This is a genomic window from Janthinobacterium sp. 75, from assembly GCF_004365495.1.
Lineage (GTDB): Bacteria > Pseudomonadota > Gammaproteobacteria > Burkholderiales > Burkholderiaceae_D > Janthinobacterium.
Window position 1 is genome coordinate 497,327 of the sequence record NZ_SORD01000002.1, and the last position, 22,324, is coordinate 519,650.

The 22,324-nt window shown below is 63.8% G+C and carries 19 protein-coding genes; 3 read left to right on the forward strand and 16 right to left on the reverse strand.

The annotated features are described in order from the left end of the window. The first annotated feature begins 3 nt into the window (after positions 1-3). Entirely contained in the window at positions 4-918 is a 915-nt protein-coding gene (locus C8C89_RS26560) for a LysR family transcriptional regulator (RefSeq protein WP_101484877.1), read from the forward strand. A 10-nt stretch (positions 919-928) separates the two neighbouring features. Here C8C89_RS26560 and C8C89_RS26565 read toward each other — a convergent pair whose 3' ends face one another. The 14 genes from C8C89_RS26565 to C8C89_RS26630 all read right to left on the reverse strand — a co-directional run bounded on the left by C8C89_RS26565 (position 929) and on the right by C8C89_RS26630 (position 16,763). Next, entirely contained in the window at positions 929-1,315 is a 387-nt protein-coding gene (locus C8C89_RS26565) for a hypothetical protein (protein WP_133994086.1), read from the reverse strand. A 57-nt stretch (positions 1,316-1,372) separates the two neighbouring features. Continuing rightward, on the reverse strand, positions 1,373-2,719 hold the full coding sequence (locus C8C89_RS26570; protein WP_133994088.1) for a PepSY-associated TM helix domain-containing protein: 1,347 nt from the start codon (positions 2,717-2,719) through the stop codon (positions 1,373-1,375). 8 nt (positions 2,720-2,727) lie between these two features. Then, positions 2,728-4,839 (reverse strand): TonB-dependent receptor, encoded by a 2,112-nt coding sequence (locus C8C89_RS26575; protein WP_243858439.1) that lies wholly within the window; start codon positions 4,837-4,839, stop codon positions 2,728-2,730. Positions 4,840-4,916: 77 nt separating this feature from the next. Continuing rightward, positions 4,917-5,315 (reverse strand): DUF2946 domain-containing protein, encoded by a 399-nt coding sequence (locus C8C89_RS26580; RefSeq protein ID WP_243858441.1) that lies wholly within the window; start codon positions 5,313-5,315, stop codon positions 4,917-4,919. Between the two features lie 47 nt (positions 5,316-5,362). Further along, on the reverse strand, positions 5,363-5,968 hold the full coding sequence (locus C8C89_RS26585) for a PqiC family protein (RefSeq protein ID WP_243858444.1): 606 nt from the start codon (positions 5,966-5,968) through the stop codon (positions 5,363-5,365). After that, complete coding sequence (locus C8C89_RS26590; RefSeq protein ID WP_101484017.1) at positions 5,965-7,593, reverse strand: MlaD family protein; 1,629 nt, start codon at positions 7,591-7,593, stop codon at positions 5,965-5,967. The genes C8C89_RS26585 and C8C89_RS26590 overlap by 4 nt, the downstream gene beginning before the upstream one ends. After that, on the reverse strand, positions 7,586-8,917 hold the full coding sequence (locus C8C89_RS26595) for a paraquat-inducible protein A (protein ID WP_101484874.1): 1,332 nt from the start codon (positions 8,915-8,917) through the stop codon (positions 7,586-7,588). Before C8C89_RS26595 ends, C8C89_RS26590 begins: the two co-directional genes overlap by 8 nt. An 88-nt stretch (positions 8,918-9,005) precedes the next feature. Further along, positions 9,006-10,364 (reverse strand): amidase, encoded by a 1,359-nt coding sequence (locus C8C89_RS26600; RefSeq protein ID WP_133994090.1) that lies wholly within the window; start codon positions 10,362-10,364, stop codon positions 9,006-9,008. Positions 10,365-10,368: 4 nt separating this feature from the next. Continuing rightward, entirely contained in the window at positions 10,369-11,046 is a 678-nt protein-coding gene (locus C8C89_RS26605; protein WP_101484015.1) for a DUF2848 domain-containing protein, read from the reverse strand. 4 nt (positions 11,047-11,050) lie between these two features. Beyond that, a complete protein-coding gene (locus tag C8C89_RS26610; protein WP_133994092.1) occupies positions 11,051-12,379 on the reverse strand; it encodes an MFS transporter in 1,329 nt (442 codons plus the stop codon). A 108-nt stretch (positions 12,380-12,487) separates the two neighbouring features. Then, complete coding sequence (locus C8C89_RS26615) at positions 12,488-13,162, reverse strand: DUF4286 family protein (RefSeq protein WP_133994094.1); 675 nt, start codon at positions 13,160-13,162, stop codon at positions 12,488-12,490. Between the two features lie 134 nt (positions 13,163-13,296). Beyond that, positions 13,297-14,223 (reverse strand): LysR family transcriptional regulator, encoded by a 927-nt coding sequence (locus C8C89_RS26620; RefSeq protein WP_133994096.1) that lies wholly within the window; start codon positions 14,221-14,223, stop codon positions 13,297-13,299. Between the two features lie 75 nt (positions 14,224-14,298). After that, complete coding sequence (locus tag C8C89_RS26625) at positions 14,299-15,534, reverse strand: M20/M25/M40 family metallo-hydrolase (RefSeq protein ID WP_133994098.1); 1,236 nt, start codon at positions 15,532-15,534, stop codon at positions 14,299-14,301. Continuing rightward, positions 15,531-16,763 carry a urate hydroxylase PuuD gene (locus tag C8C89_RS26630; protein WP_133994100.1) on the reverse strand — a complete coding sequence of 411 codons (1,233 nt, stop codon included), beginning with the start codon at positions 16,761-16,763 and terminating at the stop codon, positions 15,531-15,533. The genes C8C89_RS26625 and C8C89_RS26630 overlap by 4 nt, the downstream gene beginning before the upstream one ends. Before the next feature lie 131 nt (positions 16,764-16,894). Between C8C89_RS26630 and C8C89_RS26635 the strand changes: the two genes are divergently transcribed. Further along, positions 16,895-17,833 carry a LysR family transcriptional regulator gene (locus C8C89_RS26635; RefSeq protein ID WP_034754583.1) on the forward strand — a complete coding sequence of 313 codons (939 nt, stop codon included), beginning with the start codon at positions 16,895-16,897 and terminating at the stop codon, positions 17,831-17,833. Between the two features lie 73 nt (positions 17,834-17,906). After that, the gene (locus C8C89_RS26640; protein ID WP_133994102.1) at positions 17,907-19,661 is read left to right on the forward strand and encodes an allantoate amidohydrolase; all 1,755 of its coding nucleotides are present in this window, start codon (positions 17,907-17,909) and stop codon (positions 19,659-19,661) included. A 22-nt stretch (positions 19,662-19,683) separates the two neighbouring features. On the opposite strand, the gene C8C89_RS26645 is transcribed toward C8C89_RS26640, so the two are convergent. Together C8C89_RS26645 and hydA are read right to left on the reverse strand one after the other, a co-directional pair. After that, positions 19,684-20,919, reverse strand: a complete 1,236-nt coding sequence (locus tag C8C89_RS26645) for a Zn-dependent hydrolase (RefSeq protein WP_133994104.1) — start codon at positions 20,917-20,919, stop codon at positions 19,684-19,686. Positions 20,920-20,929: 10 nt separating this feature from the next. Further along, positions 20,930-22,321 (reverse strand): dihydropyrimidinase, encoded by a 1,392-nt coding sequence (hydA, locus tag C8C89_RS26650; protein WP_101484007.1) that lies wholly within the window; start codon positions 22,319-22,321, stop codon positions 20,930-20,932. Between the last annotated feature and the right edge of the window lie 3 nt (positions 22,322-22,324).

A 22,324-nucleotide genomic window follows, 5' to 3' on the forward strand; every position in this document is an offset into this window, starting at 1 on the left:
AAGATGGAATTACGGCACTTGCGCTACTTCGTGGCGGTGGCAGAGGAAAGGAACTTCACGCGGGCCGCCGCGCGCCTGCATATCGCGCAGCCGCCGCTCAGCCGGCAGATGCAGCAACTGGAAGAAACCCTGGGCGTGGAGCTGATCGAAAAAGGCTCGCGGCCCTTGCGGCTGACGGAAGCGGGCGAGTTTTTCCTCGCCCATGCGCGCCCGCTGCTCGACCAGGTGCGCGACCTGAAGGCGATGACGCAGCGCGTGGGCAAGCTGGAACGCACCCTGTCGATCGGTTTTGTTGCCTCGACCCTGTATGGGGAATTGCCCGATATCGTGCACCGCTATTGCGAGCGCCATCCAGAAGTGGACGTGACCCTGCACGAAATGACCACGGTGGAGCAGCTCAAGGCACTGAAGGAAGGCCGCATCGACGTAGGTTTCGGACGATTGAAAAGCGAGGACCCCAGCATCCGCCGCATCCTGCTGCGCGAAGAACGGCTGGTGGTGGCCCTGCCGCCCGGACACCGGCTGGCCCAGGGAGAAGGCGGATTGCGCCTGACTGACCTGGTCCATGAAACCCTGCTCGTGTATCCGAAAGCGCCCCGCCCCAGCTTTGCCGACCAGGTGCTGACCATGTTCAGTGTAGGCAATGTCACGCCCGGCCCCGTCACGGAAGTGCGCGAACTGCAGATTTCCATGGGATTGGTGGCAGCCGGCCAGGGCATTTCCATCGTGCCGGAAAGCGTGCAGGCCATGCATCACAGGAACGTGGTGTACCGCAAGCTGGAAGACAAGCATGCGTTCTCGCCCATCCTGTTCAGCATGCGGCATATGGACCGCTCGCCGGAACTGGAAAACATCCTCGCCGCCGTGTATTCCATCTACGATGAACACGGCATCGCGCACGTCAAGGAGAGCCTGTAGCCCTCACCGCTTATAGCGGCGCGTCGGCCAGCAATTCCTGGCGCAGCGCGCGGATGCGCAGCTCCGTAAAATAGCCGCCCGCCTCGTTGTAGCGCAGGTAGTGGCGGCCGCAATTCAGGCAGCGGGCCACCTGGCTCAGGTTCGCGGGATAGTAGCGCGGCGCGATGGGCGCGTCGACGCTATCGTAGCGCGTGCCATCGGGATGGTATTCAGCGAAGGTGGGTTCCTCGTACGGGTCTTCGCGCAGGGTGCCGACCTCCTCGAAACGGTCGAGCTCCAGCGAGGTGGGAAGGCGCTGCCAGGCGTCCAGCGGCACCGTGCAGCAGCTGCATTTTTGAGTGACACCTGCCGAAGCGGCGGCCAGTGCGGACAAGGCGGAAAAGTCGATGAATAACATGCGTCAACCAGTACAAGGGGGCGGCCCTTGGCAACGAGCCTGGCCGCGCCCCTTATTCTAGCGCAATCGCATCCTGCCGATACGCGCACCGCATTTTGCCAGGAACAGTTCCAGCAGCATCAGCATGCACGCGGAAATGAGCAGCAATGGCATCAGCGCACACATGGCGGCCGCCGCCAGCCAGGCCAGCGCGGAGGGCGAGGTCCAGGCGCCCGGCAGCAGCTTCGGCAAGCCCAGTGAGCCTGGCAGGCGCCGCTTGAAGAACATCACCCAGCCCGATACCAGCGAGAACAGCACGCTGGCGCCAAACAGGAGCAACAGCGCCTGGTTCCACCAGCCGAATTCACCCCGGTGAAACGGGATGCCGATGGCGGTGGCCTTGCCGAACGCCGTCTGCGCATCCCAGCCTGCGTAATACAGCGGCTTGCCGCTATAGGCATCGAATTGCAGGTCGAAGCGCAAGGTGGGCTGGCTGCGGTCGGCCATGGTGGCGCGCCAGACGTCATCCTGGCTGGCCGGTGCCGTCAGCTGCACGGCGATGGCGGGTGCGTGACTGCGCGCCACTTGCCAGGCGCCTTGCCAGTCGAGCGGACCACCGGCCGCATCTTCGCTTGAATGAAGACCGCGCGGCACGGGCGGCGGCGCCTGGCCGCTGATATCGCGCAGCATGCGGATGCGCCCGCCCGCCTGCTGGCTCCATGTCAGCCCGGTCGTCAGGATGACAAAGCTGATGACGCCCAGCGCCACGCCGAGAAAAGCATGCCACTGGCGCCAGCCATTGCGGCCCCGCGCGCCCCGCTTGGGCAAGCCCGATTGCGCGCCGCTTGGCCACCACAGCACCACACCCGTCACCAGCATCACCATCAGCCAGCTGGCCGCCAGCTCGATCATCCAGCGCCAGCCATCGTTTTGCAGCAGGCGAGAATGCAGTTTCTTGGCCCAGTTGCCGAAGCGTTCACTGCTGGCCAGGCTGCCCAGCACGCGCGCATCATACGGATTCACATACACGACGATGGCTTGCGCGGGCAGGCCGAACTTCGGCTTGACCGGCGCGGCATGGCCGCCATGGCCCGCATGTTCATCCTGCGCGCCACCGGGCGGCGCAAACGCCACCTGCACCGCGTCGTCCTGTTGAAAAGGGGGCACCACGTGCTGCACTGTCCAGCCACGCGGCGCCGCCTTTTCCGCTGCCGCCACGGCGGCGTCCAGCGGCAGCATGGACGCTTGCGGCGCCACATGGTCAAGTTGCTGGTATAGCCTTGCCTCGATCTGCGGCGTGAACACATACAGGATGCCCGTCAGGGTGGCCAGCAGCGCAAACGGCGAGGCGATCAGCGCAGCCCAGAAGTGGATGCGCCAGTACAGGCTTTTACGCCGAGCGATAAGAAATTTTGCGTCGTCCATGGCCATCCTCACAGTGCATTGAAGGTGTAGCCCAGGCCCAGCATCACGCTGCGCGGCGCACCGGGCGTGTACTGGTTCTGCGTATTGGCCACGTAACTGCCCGTGCCCGCATAACTGCTACTGGCCGAATCGGCATAGCGTTTATCGGCCAGGTTGCGCACCTGCGCCCACGCTTCCAGCCCGCGCGCAAGCTGGTAGCTGGCACGCAGGTTCAGCAGCGCGTGGCCCTTGTACTCCACCGTGTTGGCATTGTTCATCCAGTAGCGGCCCTGGTGCACGGCTTCGAGCGCCAACCTGGCTCCGGCCACGGGCTTGTAGCCGATCTCGAACGAGGTGATGTCGCGCGGCGCCTGCGGCATGGTCCGCCCGCTGTAATCGAGGCTGGCGGACACCTGGTAGCGCAGGTAGCGGTGGCGCGAAATGGCCGTGGCGAAGCGCACGTCGAAGGGACCGCTGTCGTAGTTCAGGCCCAGCTCCAGGCCTTCGCTGCGCGTACGGCCCGCATTGCGGTTTTCGCTATTGCCCGGCGAGAGTGTATAGCTGACGATGGTGTCGCGCCCGTCGAGCCGGTACAGCGCCGTGTCGAGTTTCAAGCGGCCCTGCAGGAAGGCCCAGCGCAAGCCCAGTTCATAGTTGTTGTAGACCGACGGCTGCAGGTCGGCGATGCCCGTCTTGCCATACAGCTGACTGACCTCGGGCGGGGTAAAGCCCTGGCTGACGTTCGCATACGCGCTGCCCGCCTGGCCGATGGCGTAGGTAGCGCCCAGCTTCGGGCTGAGGTGCGAAAAGCTGCGCGACTCGTCGGGCGCGCCGTAATTGACGCTGCCGCCCGGCGCCAGCTTGTTGTGGTAATCGTAGCGGATGGCATCCGAGCGTCCACCCAGCACCACGCGCGTGCCCGCCAGCGGGGAAAATTCCCACTGCGCGAAGAGGGCCGTGTTCAGGATGTCCGTCTGATAGTCGCGCACGCCCGCCGGATTGCTGGTATTGGCCAGCGTATAGCGCAGATAGCGGCCCGTGGCGGTATCGCGCACGATGGATAGATTATCGCTGACAAATGGATTATCGCTCTTGTCCACGTATACGCCGGCGACCAGGCGCGAACGCAGCCAGGCGAATTCCTGCTGGTGCTTCACATCCAGCCCCAGCGAATCGACGTGGTTGTTATTGATGACACCCTTGCACAGCATGCCCGCGCAACTGCCTATGGAATACGCGGGAATCTGCCCATGGTCATTCTTGCGTGTAAACACGGTGACGGTGCTCGTGCCATTGGCCGTCGTCGCGCCTTCCCACGCCAGATTCATGCGCGTGGTCTTGTCCTTGCGGTAGGTGAAAGTGTTCAGGCTCTTGCCCGGGGCATTGCGGTAATCGTCTTCAAACAGGCTGCCCGTCATGGCCGCATCGAGATCCGTGTGGACGATGGTGGCGCGCAGCTGCGAGGTGGGGCTGAGCGCATAGTCGGCGCGCAGCGAAAACGAATCCTTGTCGCCATAGCTGTACTCTTGCCAGTTGTCGCGCGAACGGCGCGAACTGTAATGGGAAAAGCGCAGTCCCAGCGGACCCCAGGTATCGCTGGCGGACGTGTCGTAGCGGGTGAAGCCGCCCACATTGTCGCGCCGCACGCCCACCTTGGCCGTCGGCGTGGCGCTGGCGCCAGCCGTCAGGAAATTGACGGCGCCGCCCACGGCATTGCTGCCGTACAGCGAGGAAGCCGCGCCCTTCACCACTTCCACGCCGCTGGCCCCCGCCATGTTCATCTCGTTGAGCGAGTTGTGATTGAAGACGCCCAACGGGCGGATGGGAATGCCGTCTTCCAGGTACTGGTAGACGGCATTCGTGCCTATGGGCTGGCGGATGCTCATGCTGTGCTGCTCGTTGCCCAGGTCATTCCAGTACACGCCGGCGACGCGGTTGAGGATATCTCCCATGGTCTTGGGCTTGTCGCGTTCCAGGACAGCGGCGTTGACGACGCCGATGGCCTGCGGCGTCTCGGACAGCCACGATTGCGCGCGTGAGCCGGAAACGACGACGGTGTCGATGGCGTGATCGGATTGCGCCTGCGCGCAGGGGTAGGCCAAGGTGATGGCCATGGCCAGCACCAATAATTTCTTGTTCATGTGATTCTCGTTTAAGTGTGCGGATGCTGCCCGTCGCACTGGAAGGCGCGCAGGGCAAGCACTAAAAATGCAAAGACTTAAATGAGGGCGGGCGGCGCGCGCGATTGCGCGGTAGACCAGATGAACAGCGGGGACGGCGACTGGTAGTACAGGGCCGGAAAAATGGCCGTGCCGCTGGCGACGGGCAGCGGCAGCACGGGACTGGGCGGCAAGCCCACGGAACCCGCATGCGTGGAACAAAAGGCGCAATGCTCCATCTGCATGACCTTGCCGCCGGACTTGCCATCGGCGGCGCCATCATCGTCGACCTGGACGAAACGGATGCCGGCAACTGAGCAGATTTCCGCCCAGCCGGAGCCGGATTCCTGCTTGGCGTTGGCGACAGCCTGGGAAATCGATGGCGCGAGCGCCGCCAGCAGGATCGCAAAGCAGGCGATCCAGGCGGCAAAGCGGCGCGTGAACAAGGTCATTCCCATGGCCGTATTTTAGCAGCGGCCGCCGGGACTGGGTAGCGGAAAGCGGCTCACGCGGCCGGGCAGGCAGCGTTGCCGTTGTCAAAAGCACGCACCACGCCCGCCGCATCCGTGGCGATGCGGCCGACTGCACGGCGGTGACCCAGCACCAGTTCATCGTAGCCTTCACCCACCTTTTCATTGGCGACCGTGCGGCAAGTGACCACCTTGTTGCTGGCCAGCTGGCGCACGCTCCACACGGCATCGATCAGCGCATACCGGCCCATCACGGACTCGAAGCGCTGCACATTCGTGCTGATGCGATACACGGGCAGGTTGTCGGGATGCGGCGTGCGGAACACATCAATGGCGCCCAGGTCGCTGGTCACGGCCGTCGACAGGGCTTGGCCGATCTCCCCGGCCAGCGGTCCCGCCCAGCGCTGCTGCTCCAGCAATTCGATGCGCCCCGATGGCGCCGTCACGACGAACTGATTGCGGCTCACCTGTTGCGGCACGCTGACGGCCAGCACCTCGACATAGTATTTGACGGGTTTGGCCGGCAGCGCGTCGACGCCGCCGCCGAGCGTATAGAAATGCTCGGACTGGGGCGTGGAGCAGGCACCCAGCAGGACGGTCGCCAGCAGCGCGGCGAAGCTTACAAGGACAGGCTTCATCATTTTTCATCTCCTTTTTTACCGCGGATCAGCGACTCTGGATGCCGTTCCAGGTAATCCGACAGGGCATTGAGCGATTGCAGGGTTTGCGTTAGCTGCTGCAAGGCCTGGCGCACGTCAGACTGCAGCGGCGAATCCTTTTGCAGCACTTGTTCGGCCGTGCCGAAGGTTTGTTTCGCCGCCGTCAGGGTATCGCGCATTTCCGGCACCACCTGGCCATCGAGCTGCTTGAACAGGGTATTGGCCTGCTTGATGGTGGCGTTCAAATTGTTGCCGATCTCCGCGTACGGCACCTGATCGAGCTTGCGGGCGATGCTGGCGATCTGCGTCTGCAGCTCATCCAGGGTATTGGGCACGGTGGGCACTTCCAGCGGATACCTGTTCAAGTCCAGCGCCACCTTCGGCGCTTTCGGGAAGAAGTCCAGCGCGATGTACAGCTGGCTGGTGAGCAGGTTGCCCGTGCGCAGCTGGGCGCGCAAGCCGCGGCTGACCATACGTTCGAGCACCTGGTGGCCGGCCGAGCCTTCCGCATCGTCGACGGCCGCCTTGAAGCGCATGCCCAGGCGCGCCGGATACAGATTGACGGTGACGGGCATGCGGAAGTTCTTCTTCACGGGATCGAACTCGATGCCGACCGAGCGCACTTCACCCAGCACGATGCCGCGGAAGTCTACCGTGGCGCCAGGCTGCAAGCCGCGCAGGGACTGGTCGAAATAGAATACGGTGGTAATGGCTTCACCATCGGGCTCGCGCATGGCGCTGGCCTCGTCGGCTGCCAGACGGTAGTTGGTACCGGCCGGCGCCGGTTCTTGGGGCCTGCGGCCATTTTCCGCCTCGAAGGCGATGCCGCCCACCAGCATGGCGGCCAAGGACTGCGTATTCAATTTGAAACCGTTGGAATCGAGGCGCACGTCGACGCCGCTGGCATGCCACCAGCGCGCATTCTTGCCGACGAATTGGTCGTACGGCGCATTCACGAAGACCGACATGGTGATGCCGTTGCCATCCTTGTCCAGAGCGAAGCTGACCACCTTGCCCACGCGCAGGCGGTGGAAGAACAGGGGCGAACCGACATCGACGGAGCCGAGGCTGTCCGCATGCAGGGTGTACAGCTTGCCCTTCTGGTCACCTGCGACGGCGGGAGGGCTCTCCATGCCGACGAAGTTCTCCTTCTTCTGCTCCGACTTGCCCGTGTCGACGCCGATGTAGGCGCCCGACAGCAAGGTGCCCAGCCCTGTCACGCCGCTGGCGCCGATCTGCGGGCGTACCACCCAGAAGCGCGAATCGTCTGTAGCAAAGCGGCGTGCTTCCTTGCTCATGTCGATCGTCACCAGCACCTTGCTCAAGTCGTCGCCCAGGGTGATGGCGCGCACCTGGCCGATATCGACATCCTTGTACTTGACCTTGGTCTTGCCTGGCTCCAGTCCTTCTGCACTCTTGAAGCTGACTGTCACCGTGGGTCCCTGGTCGAGGATGGACTTGGCTGCCAGGCCGGCGCCGATCAGCGCGGCCAGCAGCGGAATGAGCCATACCAGCGACGGCAGCCAGCGGCTGCCCTGTTCCACATCGGGTTCAGGCAATGGACGGCCACCCGTTTCGGCAAGGTCGCCTGCTTCTTTGTCAGACATGCTGTTCTCCAATCACTGTATTGTTTCCGGTATTTGCCACCACCACGGGTTCTTCCTCGCCAGGCACCTGCCCGTCGACGGGGTCCCAGATCAGGCGCGGGTCGAACTGCATCGCCGCCAGCATGGTCAGCACCACCACGGCGCCAAAGGCCAGCGCGCCGGGTCCGGCAGTAATCACGGCCAGCGACTTGAAGCGCACCAGCGCCACCGTCAGGGTGACGACAAAGATGTCAAGCATGGACCAGCGGCCGATGAATTCGACCATGCGGTACAAGATGGTGCGCTGGCGCGGCCGCCAGCGCGAGCGCCGCTGCGCGGTGAAGGCCAGCAGCGCCAGCACGCCCAGCTTGAGCATGGGCACGACCACGCTGGCGATGAAAATGATGATGGCCAGGCCTTTCGAACCGCTGGTCCAGAACAGCACCACGCCGCTCATGATGGTGTCGTTTTGTGCGCCAAACAGGGAATACGTCACCATCACGGGCAGCAGGTTGGCGGGAATGTAGAGGATCATGGCGGCGATCAGCAGGGCCCAGGTGCGGTTGATGCTGTCCGGTTTGCGCACATGCAGGGCAGTGCCGCAACGCACGCACGCCAGATGCCTGCCCTTGCCCAGCGGTGGCGCCACCAGGCCACAGGCATGGCAGGGCAGCACCTTCGCGCCCGGCGCGAAAGCCTTGTAGCGGATGCCGGGCAGCGCTTGCCGCGTCAGATCGTCGCCCAGGTTCCACAGGGCCTTGGGGTCAAATGAGACGACGATGGCCAGCAGCAGGGTCAGCGCGCCAAACGCGAATAGCCCCGGTTGCGGCAGCACGGTGGCAAGACTGGTCATCTTGACGACGGTGATCAGGATGCCGATCATCAGCACCTCCGTCATGCCCCATTCGCGCGCCGTCTGCACGGCGCGCAGCACGCGGTTAAAGCCCGGCACCTTGACGCCGCCGCGCAGGCCCAGCGCCACATACAGCAGGGAGCCCAGTTCGATGGCAGGGAAGAGGATGGTAAACAGGAAGACCATCGTTGCCACCACCTGCATCTGCTCGGACCACAGCACGCGGATGGAGCCGAGCAAGGTGGCGCTGGAGGTCAGGCCATTGACGTCGAGTTCGACGATGGGGAAAAACTGCGCGATCAGGAAGACCAGGGCGGCGCCCAGGGTCAGGGCCACCACCTTGGTCAATTCGGCCGATGCACCCCGCGCGTGGGCGCCCCGGTATAGCACCGAGCGGCAACGGATGCAGCGCGCCTTCTCGCGTGGACGCAGCGGACGTTTGCGGTACAGCACACCGCAGTCATGACAGCTAATCAGGTCGTATCGGTGCACAGTGTGAAGTTTGCCGGCGCGCAAGCGCGACTATCTCATGATAATGCCAGCAATCATGACAGAATTGGCATTTTCCTGCACTGCAGCACTATTCTTTTCCCCTCCCCTGCAGCAGCGTCTCGACGGCGCGACCGATTTTCAGCACCTTGTCATCGGCGCCCGCCAGGGCACAAATGCCCAGGCCCACAGGCAGTTCGCCGTCCGCATGGCAAGGCAGGGACAAGGCGCAGCCGTCGAGGAAGTTGATCACGCTGGCATTGCGCAGCACCAGGCCATTCGTGGCGAAGAAGGTCGCATCGTCCGCGTCCAGCGGCTCGACCTGCGGAGCCACGATGGCCACGCTGGGCATCAGCCAGGCATCGTATGGCGCCAGGCGCCGCTCTGCAACGGAGATCAGGCGCGCGCGCGCATCGAGCAAATCGATGTAGTCAGACGCGCCCTGCTGCTGGCCGCGGCGGATGCGCGCCGCCACGCGCTGGTCGTACTGCGCGCCCTTCTCTTCAAGCAACACCCTGTGCCAGTGCCACGCTTCAGCCGCCACCAGGCCACCGCCGCCATTGATCGTCGGAAGCTCCAGCAATTCCGGGAAATCGAACTGTTCCACCTGCGCTCCGGCCGCGCGCAACTTCTCCAGCGCGCGCTCAAAAGCCTGCCGCACCTGCGGCTCGACATTCGCGCCTACGTAATCAGTCGTAAAACCGAAGCGCAAGCCTTTCAGGGCTGGCGCGCCATCGGAGATATTTTGGCCGGACAAGGCCGCATACAGGATGGCGCAGCAATCGACACTGTGGGCGATGGGGCCGGCCGAATCGAGGGAGCGCGACAGCGGTACCGTGCCAGCCAGCGATACGGAAGCCGCCGTCGGCTTGAAACCGGTCAGGCCGCAAAAAGCGGACGGGATGCGGATCGAGCCGCCCGTATCCGTGCCCAGCGCGCCGGCCGCCATCGCCAAGGCCACCGTCACGGCGCCGCCCGAGGTGGAGCCGCCCGCCACGCGTGCGCGGTCATGCGGGTTGCGCGGCGTGCCGTAATGGGGATTCAAGCCCAGGCCGGAAAACGCGAATTCACTCATGTTGGTGCGGCCCAGCAGGATGGCGCCAGCCGCGCGCAGGCGTGCCACGGCGCCCGCATCCGCATCGGCGGGCGGCGCATCGGCCAGCGCCAGCGAGGCGGCGCTGCTGACTTGCCCCTTGACGTCGAACAGGTCCTTGATCGAGATGGGCACGCCGGCCAGGGGCGAGGCAACGATACCGGCCGCGCGCGCCGCATCGCTGGCGCGCGCCTCGGCCAGCGCCTGTTCGCCATCGAGGCTGACATAGGCATGGCCGCCCTGGGCCTGGTGCGCCTCGGCGCGCGCCAGCATGCGCTGCGTCAGTTCCACGCTGGTGATGCGGCCGGCGGCCAGGTCGGCCGCCAGTTCGCGGATGGTCTTGCTCAGCTTGCTCATTGTCTTATCCTTCCACGGGCAGGGTTTGCACGGCATAGCGGTGCTGCAGGCGGCGCTGCAAGGCTGGATCATACAGCTCCAGCGCGAACGCGTCGCCATGGCCCATCTCGCCGATGATCGGCTGCGTGCCGCAGAACATGGCGCTGCCCACAGGCAGGGTCGTTTGCCCCGTGTAGCGCAAGATCAGGTCTTCCGGCGACAGCATGCGCGTCACGGGGCCGTCCTGGTACAGGGCCGGTACGCCTGCGCGCTCGCGCCAGGAACGCATCTGCAACTGGTCCCAGTGGCCGGCCACGTCGGCATAACGCCACAGGGTATCGCCCACGGGCTTGCCGCACATCTGCTTCGACACTGTCACGCCATAGCTTTCCACCTTGCGGTCCGTATGGTCGGAGCCGATCCCTACCAGCAGGCCGTATTGCGTGGAAAACAGCACGAATTCGGCCTCGCCGGACGAGTCCAGGCCCGGCACTTCGATGGCGGAATCGCTCGACAGCAGCGCCGCCGCCACGCGGTAAAACGTCGGCACGCTTTTCGGGCGTGCCACGCCGATGGCTTCCAGTTCGGCGATATGGTGCTCGACCATCGCCATGTCGCGGCCCGTCCAGCCGGCGATGATGAGTTGATCGATGTCAAAGGTAACGGGGCCGTGGCCTGCCAGTTGAAAACTCAATGTCGTCATGATGTTATTCCTCAAGGGGGCTGCGGCCCGTTTCGCGCGCCGCAAAGACTGCCGCGCCGGTGATCAGGAGCGCCACCGCCACATACAGCGAGACGGCCATGGTGCTGTTATAAGAGCGGTACAGGCTGGCGATAACGAGCGGCGCAAAACCGCCGCCTATGACGCCGGCCAGGGTATAGGCCAGCGAGGAACCCGCATAGCGCACCTTGGTAGGGAATTGCTCGATGACGAAGGCCGCCTGCGGGCCGTACATGATGGCGTGAATGATCAGGCCCACGACGACAGCCGTGACGATGGCGGCAGGGCTGGCAGTATCGAGCAGGGTGAAGAAGGCAAACGCCCACACCAGCCCCAGGATGGCGCCCAGCGCATACACGGGGCGGCGGCCAATCTTGTCCGACAGGGCGCCAAACAGCGGCACCGACAGCGCATTACAGGCAGTGCCGATCATGATGGCGCTCAAAGCCAGGGTCGAAGACAGGTGCAGCACGGTGGTCACATACGTCAGGGTAAACACCACCACCAGCGCATACAGCACGTCAGAGCCGATACGCACGCCGCCGGCGATCAGCAGACGGCGCCAGTAGAGGCGCAGCACGTCGCCGATCGGCGCTTCGGCCTTGGCGTCCTGCTGGTCGAGTTCCTTGAACAGCGGAGTTTCCTCGATGCCGCTGCGTATCCACATGCCAAAGGCCACCAGCAGCAGGCTGGCGATGAACGGCATGCGCCAGCCCCAGTCCATGAACGCTTCATGCGGCAGCAGATAGGTAATCAGGCCGATGCAGCCGGTCGCCAGCAAGGTGCCGAACGATGGCCCCACCTGCGTCCACGACGCGTTGCGGCCCCGCTTGTCCGGCGCACCGTGTTCGACGGAGATCAGTACGGCACCCGCCCATTCGCCACCGAGCGCGATGCCCTGAACGAAGCGCAGCGCCACCAGCAGGACCGGACTCCAGATGCCGGCCGTCGCATACGTGGGCAAGAGGCCCATCAGGCCCGTCGTCACGCCCATCAGCATCAGGGTCACCACCAGCACCCAGCGACGTCCAAGCTTGTCGCCCAGGTGGCCAAAGATCACGCCACCGATGGGACGCGAGATATAGCCAACCGCATACGTGGAAAAGGCCAGGATGGTACCTGTCAGCGGATCGAATGAAGGGAAGAACAGATGGTTGAAGATCAGCGCGGCCATGGTGTTGTAGACGGTGAAGTCATACCATTCCAGGGTCGTGCCGACCATGCTGGCCGTGGCCAGGCGGCCCGTCTTGGGTTTTTCGCCCGGTACCGCAGTGCTGGCGTGCGCATGGGTCTGCGCCGTGGTGTGTGTCGTCATAGCCTACCTCTCTCGTCAGTTTTATTGCAGGCCCGGTGTAGGATGCTTTGCCCTGCGCCGTGGCCCGTGTCTCGTGTTATCAGTGCCGGCAAGATGCGCGCTTGCGCGTCAGGCGGCGTGCAAATCGGCCTCGCGCAACTGCCAGGACAGCTGCAGGATGGCCGCATCTTCCCCGTCGACGCCCAGCGCCGCACTGGCTGCATTGGCCGCCGCCATGGCAGCGCTTTCGGAAGATGCATCGATCAGCAAGATCGGATCAAGCACGCGGCCTTCCTTCCGTTCCGCTGGCAGGGGACCGGACAGATCGGCGTCGGGCGTCAGCAAGCGGGTGGCAATGACGCCATCGATCTGCAGCAATGTCGCGCCCAGCGCCGCCATGCCCGCCACGGCTTGCGCGTCCTGGCCGATGGCTGGCGCCCCCAGGCGCAGCACGGCCAGCCAGGCGCCCGTGCCCATGCCCGTTTCCGCCTCGATGGCGCAGACGCGGCGCATCGGATCCACCATGCGCTGCAGGTTCGCCACCGACCATGGGGTCTGCTGGCCAAAGGCCTTGAAGTAGTCGGCTGTCTGGAAAGCGGCTAGCGACACAGTGCGGTACAGGCCCAGGTATTTGCGGGGCCCGCGCACGCTCTGGTAGCGCGTGCCGCTGACGAAGCCGGGAATGCGCACGCGCTCTTCCACGTGCTCGCGGTCGTACCAGCGGTTGAAATCGAGTTCGTGTTCCGGGTCTGCGCTGGTCCAGACGAACAGCATGCCTGGCAAGGTGGTGGTGGACGTCGTCATGATGGTTCCGTTCTGCGTTGTAAGAGGAGTGCCAACCCAGAATAGGTGGCGCGCCATCACTTGGCAAACGGGTTATTCTGAACGCGACTGATAAGTTTTTCTTGTGGGTCGCGGTGATAACGGCAACTTAATTGTCACGCCCGCGTCCCGGCGCCATACTCCTCGCCCAGCGCCAGGGTGAACCTGGCCGCCTCCTCGCACGCCAGCATGGCCACCAGCTGGATCGCCTCCGTGGTGATGTCTTCGCTGTAGCTGATGACAATGCGCTGCGGCGCCAGGCTGCTCACGCAGGGAATCAGGGCGATGTTGCCCTGCTCAATTTCCTCGCGCAGGGGCGCCAGGGGCAGCACGGCGATACCGAAACCGGCCTTTACCAGGCGCACGATGGCGGAAATCGAGCTGACGCAATGCACCCGCCCCAGCTGCACGCCCTCGTCCTGGCACAGCGCCTTCAATGCGGAATGCGGCTGCGAGCCACGGTTCATGGTGATGATGGGGTGCTGCGCCAGTTGCGCCACCGTGAACGGCGCACCCGTATCGGGCCAATCGGCTGCCCTGCCAGCCCAGCCCATGGCGATGGCGCCGCTACCCGTGCTGCGGATATGGTCGCCCGTCAGCATGTCCGTCTGCAGCGCGATATCGAGCTCGCCCTGCTGCAGCTGTTCGTGCAGGCGGCGCGTCGATTCGGAGGTCAATTGAATCTCGATGCCGGGATAGCGTTCCTGCACCCGCTGCAGGAAGGGAATCAGCCAGGTATGCACGATGGTTTCAATGACGCCGATGCGTACTTCACCCGTGATCTGCGCGGGCGAGGAATTGGCCGCATACATGTCGCGGCACAGTTCCAGCATGCGCTCGGCATACACAAGCAGGTTGCGCCCGGCGAAAGTCAGGCGGATTTCACGCGCGTCGCGGTCGAACAAGCGCGTGCCGAAGTCCTGCTCCAGCGAGGCGATGCGGTTCGAAATGGCCGCCTGCGTGATGTGCAGCTTGTCGGCCGCCGTGCGAAAGCTGCCCAGCCGCGCAGCCCAGACAAACGCTTCGAGAAAACGGGTATTCAATTTGGCTCTTCAATCAATGGGGGCTATTCTTCACAGTTTGAGTGTTCGCCCCATTGTAAGCCAAAGCGCCCTGCCCTATTTTTCGCCCAGGAAGTCAAGCAGGGTCAGGGCGACGATCTTGCTGGCCTTGCGCAAATCGTCCAGCGCCAGGCGCTCATCGGCCTTCTTTGCGTTCGACTCGGGCACTGTGCGCGGGCCAGCGCCATACAGTACGGCGGGGATGCCCCGTTCGCCGTACAGGCGCGCATCCGCATACAGCGGCGTGCCGACGGCGGGGATGGTTTCGCCCAGGATAGATTGCGCATTCTTTTGCAGGCTCTCGACCAGTTGCTCGGAGCCGGGCAAGGGCCGCAGCGCATGCGACAGCAGCAGGCGGCGGATCTCGATGCGGATGCCCGCTTCGCCGCGCACGGCGTCTTCGATCAGCGCGCGCACCTGCGCTTCTACCGCCACCGGATCTTCTTCCGGAATCATGCGACGGTCCATCTTCATGACGACCTTGCCCGGCACCACATTGGTATTCGTGCCGCCGTCAATGCGTCCCACCAGCATGGTCGGCGAATCGATGCCTGCCACTTTGGACTTGATCTTTTTCAGCTCCGGCAACTGGCCATAGATGGCGTTGAGGATCTTGTTGGCCGCCTGCAGCGCGTCATGTCCCGTCTCCGGCATGGAGCCGTGACCAGACTTGCCGTGCACGGTGATTTCCAGCTGCAGGCAGGCGTTGTGCGCGGTGACGATGCCGTAGCTGAAACCGGCGGCAATGACGAAATCGGGCTTCGTCAACTGCTGTTCCAGCAGCCATCCCGGCCCCAGCAAGCCGCCGAATTCCTCGTCATAAGTGAAGTGCAGTTCCAGTTGGCCCTTTAGTGGAACGCCCAGCGCTTCGAGCGCGCGCGCGGCAAACACATAGGTGGCGAAGTCGCCCTTCGAGACGGCCGTCGCGCGGCCGTAGATATAGCCGCCGTCGATCTGGCCGCCATACGGCGGATAGGTCCAGTTGTCGCCGGGCGGTACCACATCGCCATGCGCATTCAACGCCACCGTCGGCCCGCCCGCCGCATACGGCCGGCGCACGATCAGGTTAGTGATGCTCTGCATGCCATACGCCGCCACCTGGTCCGCTGGCACGGCATGCTTTTCCGCCTGCCAGCCATATGCCTGCAGCAGTTGCGCTACCAGTTCCGCATGCGGTGCGTTGTTGCCGGGCGGCGTATCCGTCGGCTGCTGCACCACCTGCTGTAGAAATGCGACTTCTTCGTCGAAGTGATCGTCGATCCAGGCCGTGATTCGTTCCGCTTGCGTTGTCATTTTGCTCCTTGCATGGTCTGTTGCAGCCAGGCGCCCAGTTCACTGCGCTCGGCCTCCGTCATGTTGGTCAGGTTGCCGATCGGCATGGCTTTAAGCTCGATGGCCTGCTTGTAAATTTGCGCCGCGTGCTGGCGAATTTCCCTTTCATTATCCAGCATCATGCCGGCCGGCGCCGTGGCGAAGCCCGGCTGCGTGGGCTGGGCCGAATGGCAGGTGGCGCAGCGCTGGGCGATGATGGCATGCACGCTCTTGAACTGCGCGGCCGGGTCCACCGTCGGCGCGGCCGCCACGGCCACGGGCGCTTTCGGCGCAATGGCCACGGCCACTGCCATCAGCAGGGCCACGCCGATGGCCGGATAACGCCACTCGACACGGCCCTTGTGGCGCAGGTTGAAGAAGTGGCGGATGAAGACGCCGGCCGCCATGATCAGCGACAGCACCAGCCAGGCGTGATCGTTCCGGTAGGTCATCGCATAGTGGTTGCTGATCATGATGAACAGCACCGGCAACGTAAAATAATTGTTATGCACGCTGCGCTGCTTGGCTTTCATGCCGTGCTTGGGGTCGGGCAGCTTGCCGGCCGCCATGGCTTCGACCATCTTGCGCTGGCCGGGAATGATCAGCATCAGCACATTGGCCACCATGATGGTGCCGATCATGGCGCCCACGTGGATGTAGGCGGCGCGCCCGCTGAGCAAGTGCGTGAGCACATACGCGGCACCGACGATCAGCGCGAACACCGTCACGCCAAACCACAGTTCATATTGCGCCAGCTTGGACCGGCACAGCAGGTCGTACACGGTCCAGCCGATGACGAGGGTGGCGATGCCGATGCCGACAGCCTGGCCGCTGGAAATATCGGCCACGGATTTGTCGATCATCATGGCCTGCGCATTGAAGTAGTAGGCAATCGTCAGCAGCGCAAAACCGGACAGCCAGGTCGAATACGCTTCCCACTTGAACCAGTGCAGTTCCTTTGGCAGTTCGGCGGGCGCCACCAGGTATTTTTGCGGGTTGTAGAAGCCGCCGCCATGCACGGCCCACAACTCTCCCGACACGCCCTTCTTCGCCAGCTCGGAGCCAGGCGCGGGCGGACGGATCGAATTGTCGAGCCAAACAAAATAAAAGGAAGCACCGATCCAGGCGATGCCCGTGATGACGTGCAGCCAGCGGACGATCAGGTTCAGCCACTCAAGGCCGTACGGAATCAGGTAGGCAAATACTTCCATAAATTTCCTCTAGTCAGACCGAAGCCATATTCGTGCCAATCTACACAAGATAAACGGATTTACCGCCCTTCACATGAAAAATATCGTATATTTGACATATTCAAATCGATATACAACAGAGCCGCCGCCACATGTCCAGCCTGCCGCAACACCTCGACCTGCACTTGATCCGCATCCTCTACCTGCTGCTGGTGGAAAAGAATGTCTCGCGCGTGGCGCTGAAACTCAATCAGCCGCAGCCCTCGATCTCCGCCTCCTTGCGCAAGCTGCGCGAACTGACGGGCGACCCGCTGCTCGTGCGCGGCGCGCGCGGCATGGTGCCCACCCAGCATGGAGAAAGTCTGCTCAATCCGGCCAAGCGCATCCTCGACCAGACGGAGAGCCTGTTCGTCAAGAAGACGCCATTCGTGGCGCAGGAAGAGGCGCGCACCTTCCATATCGCCGCGCCCGATTACCTGGACAGCCAGTTCCTGCCCAACGTGGTGGCCCTGCTGCGCCGCGGCTCGCCGAAAAGCCGCGTGGTGCTGCATAGCCTGGGACCGGGCATCGACCATATCCGCCAACTCTCCGACGGTGGCCTGGACCTGGTCATCGCCAACTGGGACGAGCCGCCCGCCCACCTGCATATCTCGAAGCTGTTCGAAGACCCCATCATCTGCGCCATGCATGCGGAAAACGCCTATGCGCGGCGCACGGCCAGCGACGCCATGACCCTGGACGATTATCTGAGCCTGCCCCACGTGGCGCCGTCGCAGATGATGCCCGGCTACCACGGCGTGATCGATTCCTTCCTCGAACGGCAAAACCTGCAGCGCAACGTGGTGGTGGAATCGGCGTATTTCGGCCTGATCCCCTACATGCTGACGCAGACGGATCTGGTGCTCACCACGGGCCGGCAATTCATGCGCTTCTATGAAAAGACCCTGCCGCTGAAAACGTATACCGTGCCATTGAAATTCCCGCCCATGCGCTTTTACCAGCTGTGGCACCAGCGCGTGCACCAGGCACCCGAGCATAAATGGCTGCGCGACCAGGTCAGCGCGGCCGCCAAGGCGCTGGTGCAGCGATAGCAGCTATCAGCGCGCGCATATAATGGACGCCAGGACAGGGCGCTATCATCACCGCTTGCATGATCGGAAAACCATGACGACCCTTTCAGACCTGAACACCAGCAGCCAGGCCGACTTTATTGCGCAACTGCATGGCATCTACGAACATTCACCCTGGATACCCCAGCGCGCGGCAGCGGCCAGGCCGTTTGCCAGCCTGACGGCCCTCAAGATGGAGCTGCAGCGCGTGCTGGCCCTGGCCTCTCCCGATGAGCAGCTGGGGCTGATCCGCGCCCATCCCGAGCTGGCAGGCAAGGCCGCCATCGCGGGGCAACTGACGGCGGAGTCGACGCGCGAGCAAGCCAAGTCCGGCTTGAACCTGTGCAGTCCCGAGGAATTTTCCACCCTGCAGCGCCTCAACAGCGAATACAACGCCAAGTTCGGCTTTCCCTTCATCCTGGCCGTCAAGGGCCCGACGGGCGAAGGATTGACGCGCCAGGACATCATCGCCACGTTTGCGCGGCGCCTGAAAAACCGGCCTGCCGATGAACTGGCCGAGTCGCTGCGGCAGATCAAGCGCATCGCCGAACTGCGCCTGAACGACCTGTTCGACGTGCGGCTGGACTTCGGCCCGGCCATCATGCAGCAGGCGGAAACGCTGGCCGGCTGGAGCGACAGCGATTACAACCTCACCTGCGCCTACCTGACGCCAGCGCACCAGAAGACGGCCGCGCAACTGGCCGACTGGATGCGGGAGGCGGGCATGCAGGTGCAGATCGACGCCGTCGGCAATGTCGTCGGGTGCTATCTGTCGGATGCGCCTGGCGCGAAAACCCTGATGACGGGATCGCATTACGACACAGTGCGCAACGGCGGCAAGTACGATGGCCGGCTGGGCATCGTACTGCCGATCGCCGTCGTGCGCCATCTGCATGAGCGGGGTGAAAAGCTGCCCTTCCACGTCGAGATCGTCGGCTTCGCCGAAGAGGAAGGCGTGCGCTTCAAGAGCACATTCCTGGGCAGCACGGCCATCACGGGCAAGTTCGACTTGTCTCTGCTGGAACAGCTTGACGCAGATGGCGTGAGCATGCGCGAGGCGCTGGCCGCCGCCGGCCATGAAGCGGCCGCCATCGGCACCATCGCACGCGATCCCGCCAATTTGCTCGGCTATGTGGAAGTGCATATTGAGCAGGGGCCCGTGCTGCTGGAGCGCGACCTGCCACTGGGGATTGTCACGGCAATTGCCGGCAGTTCGCGTTACCTGGTCAATCTTGGCGGCGTGGCCAGCCATGCGGGCACCACGCCCATGACCATGCGCAAGGATGCGGCCAGCGCAGCCGCCGAAATCATCCTGCTGGTCGAACACCGCTGCAGCCAGGGCGATGCGCTGGTGGGCACGGTGGGCCAGCTGCAGGTGCCCAACGGCTCCGTCAACGTGATCGCAGGCGCCTGCATCCTGTCGCTCGACATCCGCGCCGCCGTCGATACCGTGCGCCAGGCGGCCGTCGACGATATTCTCGACGGCATCGCCGCCATCTGCGCGCGGCGCCAGATTGACTACCAGCTGGAACTGCTGCTGTCGGCGCGTGCAGCGCCGTGTGCGCCGTGGCTGATGGCGCAGCTGGCGCAGGCCGTGGAATCGGTCGGCATCGAACCATACACGTTGCTGTCTGGCGCCGGCCACGACGCCATGGCCATGGCCGCCATCACCGACGTGGCCATGCTGTTTACCCGCTGCGGCAATGGCGGCATCAGCCACAATCCGCTGGAAACCATGACGGCGGACGACGCCGACATCGCGGCGCGGGCGCTGCTGGCGTTTTTGCGCAACTTCCAGCCCAAGCCCTGAGTGGCGGACGTGGGCCGGTGACCTATACGGCCACGGCCCGCTCCAGCATTGCGTGCAGCAGCACATTGCAGCCAGCTTCCAGGTGCTCGGGCTTGGCATCCTCGATTTCATTGTGGCTGATGCCGTCCTTGCACGGTACGAAAATCATGCCGGCCGGTGCCAGCCTGGCCGCATAGATGGCGTCGTGGCCGGCGCCCGACACCACGTCCATCACGGAATAACCGAGCTTTGCGGTGGCATTGCGCACGGCGCCCACGCAGTCGGGGTGGAACGGGCATGGCGGATAATAGGAAACCCGTTCAAGAGATATATCCAGTCCCGTACCGGTGCGCGTAGCGTCGATGAAAGCCGTGATTTCGCCATGCATGGTGTTGAGCAGTTCGTCGTTCACATTGCGCAGGTCGATGCTGAATTTGACTTCGCCGGGAATCACGTTGCGGCTGTTAGGGAAGACCTGCACCATGCCCACCGTGCCGCGCCCATACGGCGGGTAGCGGTTGGCGATGGCGACGACTTCCTGCATGATGCTGGTGGCCACCTGCAGCGCATCCTTGCGCAGGCCCATGGGCGTGGGTCCCGCATGCGCTTCCATGCCCGTCACCACGCAGTCGTACCACGACAACCCCATCACGGCAGGTACCACGCCGATCACCTTGTCCGCGTCCTCCAGCACGGGACCCTGCTCGATATGCGTTTCAAAATAGGCGCCGATGGGATGGTCGCCCGGCACCTGCTCGCCCTTGTATCCGATGCGCGCCAACTCCTCGCCCACCGTTTTCCCTTCCGTGTCTTTCGCCGCGTAGGCGGTTTCCAGCGAGAAGGCGCCGCAAAAGACGCCGGAGCCCATCATCACGGGCACAAAGCGCGAGCCTTCTTCGTTGGTCCAGAACGCCACCTCGATGGGTGCCAGCGTCTTGATCTGTAAATCGTTCAGGGTGCGCACCACTTCCAGGCCGGCCAGCACGCCGTAATTGCCATCGAACTTGCCGCCCGTGGGTTGCGTGTCGATATGGCTGCCCGTCATCACGGGCGGCAAGCTATTATCGGTGCCGTCGCGGCGCATGAAAACATTGCCGATCTGGTCGATGGTAATGCTCATGCCCGCCTCCGTGCCCCAGCGCACCACCAGGTCGCGCCCCTGTTTATCCAGGTCAGTCAGGGCCAGGCGCTTGACGCCGCCCTTTACTGTCGCGCCGATCTGCGCCAGTTCCATCAGGGCCGCCCACAGGCGCTCGCCATTGATACGCAATTCATCCATCGTCAACTCCTTATGCGGTGGTGGCGGAAAACGCGGGCCGTTCGATATAGCGTCCGGCCCCTTCGACGGCCATCAGCTCGCCCTTGTGGAACACCACCTTGCCGGCGGCAATCGTGGTGCTGGGGATGCCGCGCACGGTGCGCCCTTCGAAGACATTGAAGCCTCCCCTGGCAAACTGCGTGGCGGCGGAAATGGTGCGCGTGCCCTGCGGATCCCACAGCACGATGTCGGCGTCGCTGCCTGCGGCGATGACGCCCTTGCGCGGATACATATTGAAGATCTGCGCCGCATTGGTCGACGAGACCTTGACGAACTCGGAGGGCGTCAGCATGCCGGAATTGACGCCAGCGTCCCACACGACGGCCATGCGTTCCTCGACGCCGCCGCAGCCGTTCGGGATGCGCGTGAAGTCGTCCTTGCCGGCCGCCTTCTGCTCGGCGCAAAAGGTACAGTGGTCGGTGGCCGTCGTGTGCAGGTTGCCGCTTTGCAGGCCGTGCCACAGGGCCGCCTGATGGTGCTTGCCGCGAAACGGCGGGCTCATGACGTGGCCCGCCACGTAGTCGAAATCATCACTCTGGTAGACGCTATCGTCGATCACCAAATGGCCAGCCAGCGCTTCACCATACACGCGCTGGCCATTGGCGCGCGCCCGCGTGATGGCGTCGAGCGACTCGGCGCACGAGACGTGCACGATGTACACGGGGGTATTAAGAACATTGGCGATGGCAATGGCGCGGTTGGCCGCCTCTGCCTCCACGGCAGGAGGGCGGGACAGGGGATGCGCCTGCGGCCCCGTGATGCCCTTCTTGAGCAGCGCCTGCTGCAACTGGAATACCAGCTCGCCGTTTTCCGCATGCACAGTCGGCAAAGCCCCAAGTTCCAGCGAGCGGGTAAAACTTTTCACCAGGGTTTCATCGTCGGCCATGATGGCGTTTTTATAGGCCATGAAATGCTTGAAACTGTTCACGCCATGCTCGCGAACGAGGGTGCCCATCTCTTCATGTACCTGCTCGCTCCACCATGTGATCGCCACGTGGAAGGTGTAGTCGCCGGCCGCCTTGGACGACCACTCGCGCCACTGATGATAGGCCTCGAGCAAGGATTGCTTGGGGGCGGGAATGACGAAATCCATGATGGTGGTGGTGCCGCCTGCAAGTCCCGCAGCGGTGCCCGTGAAAAAATCGTCCGACGTCACGGTGCCCATGAATGGCAAATTCATGTGCGTGTGGGTGTCTATCCCGCCCGGCATCACGTACAGGCCGCCCGCATCGATCACGGTGGCGCCGACCGGCACCGGCAAGTTCTCGCCGACGGCGGCGATCATGTCACCCTCGATCAGCACATCGGCGCGGAAGGCGCGGTCGGCGTTGACGACAGTACCGCCACGTATCAGTGTAGTCATCTT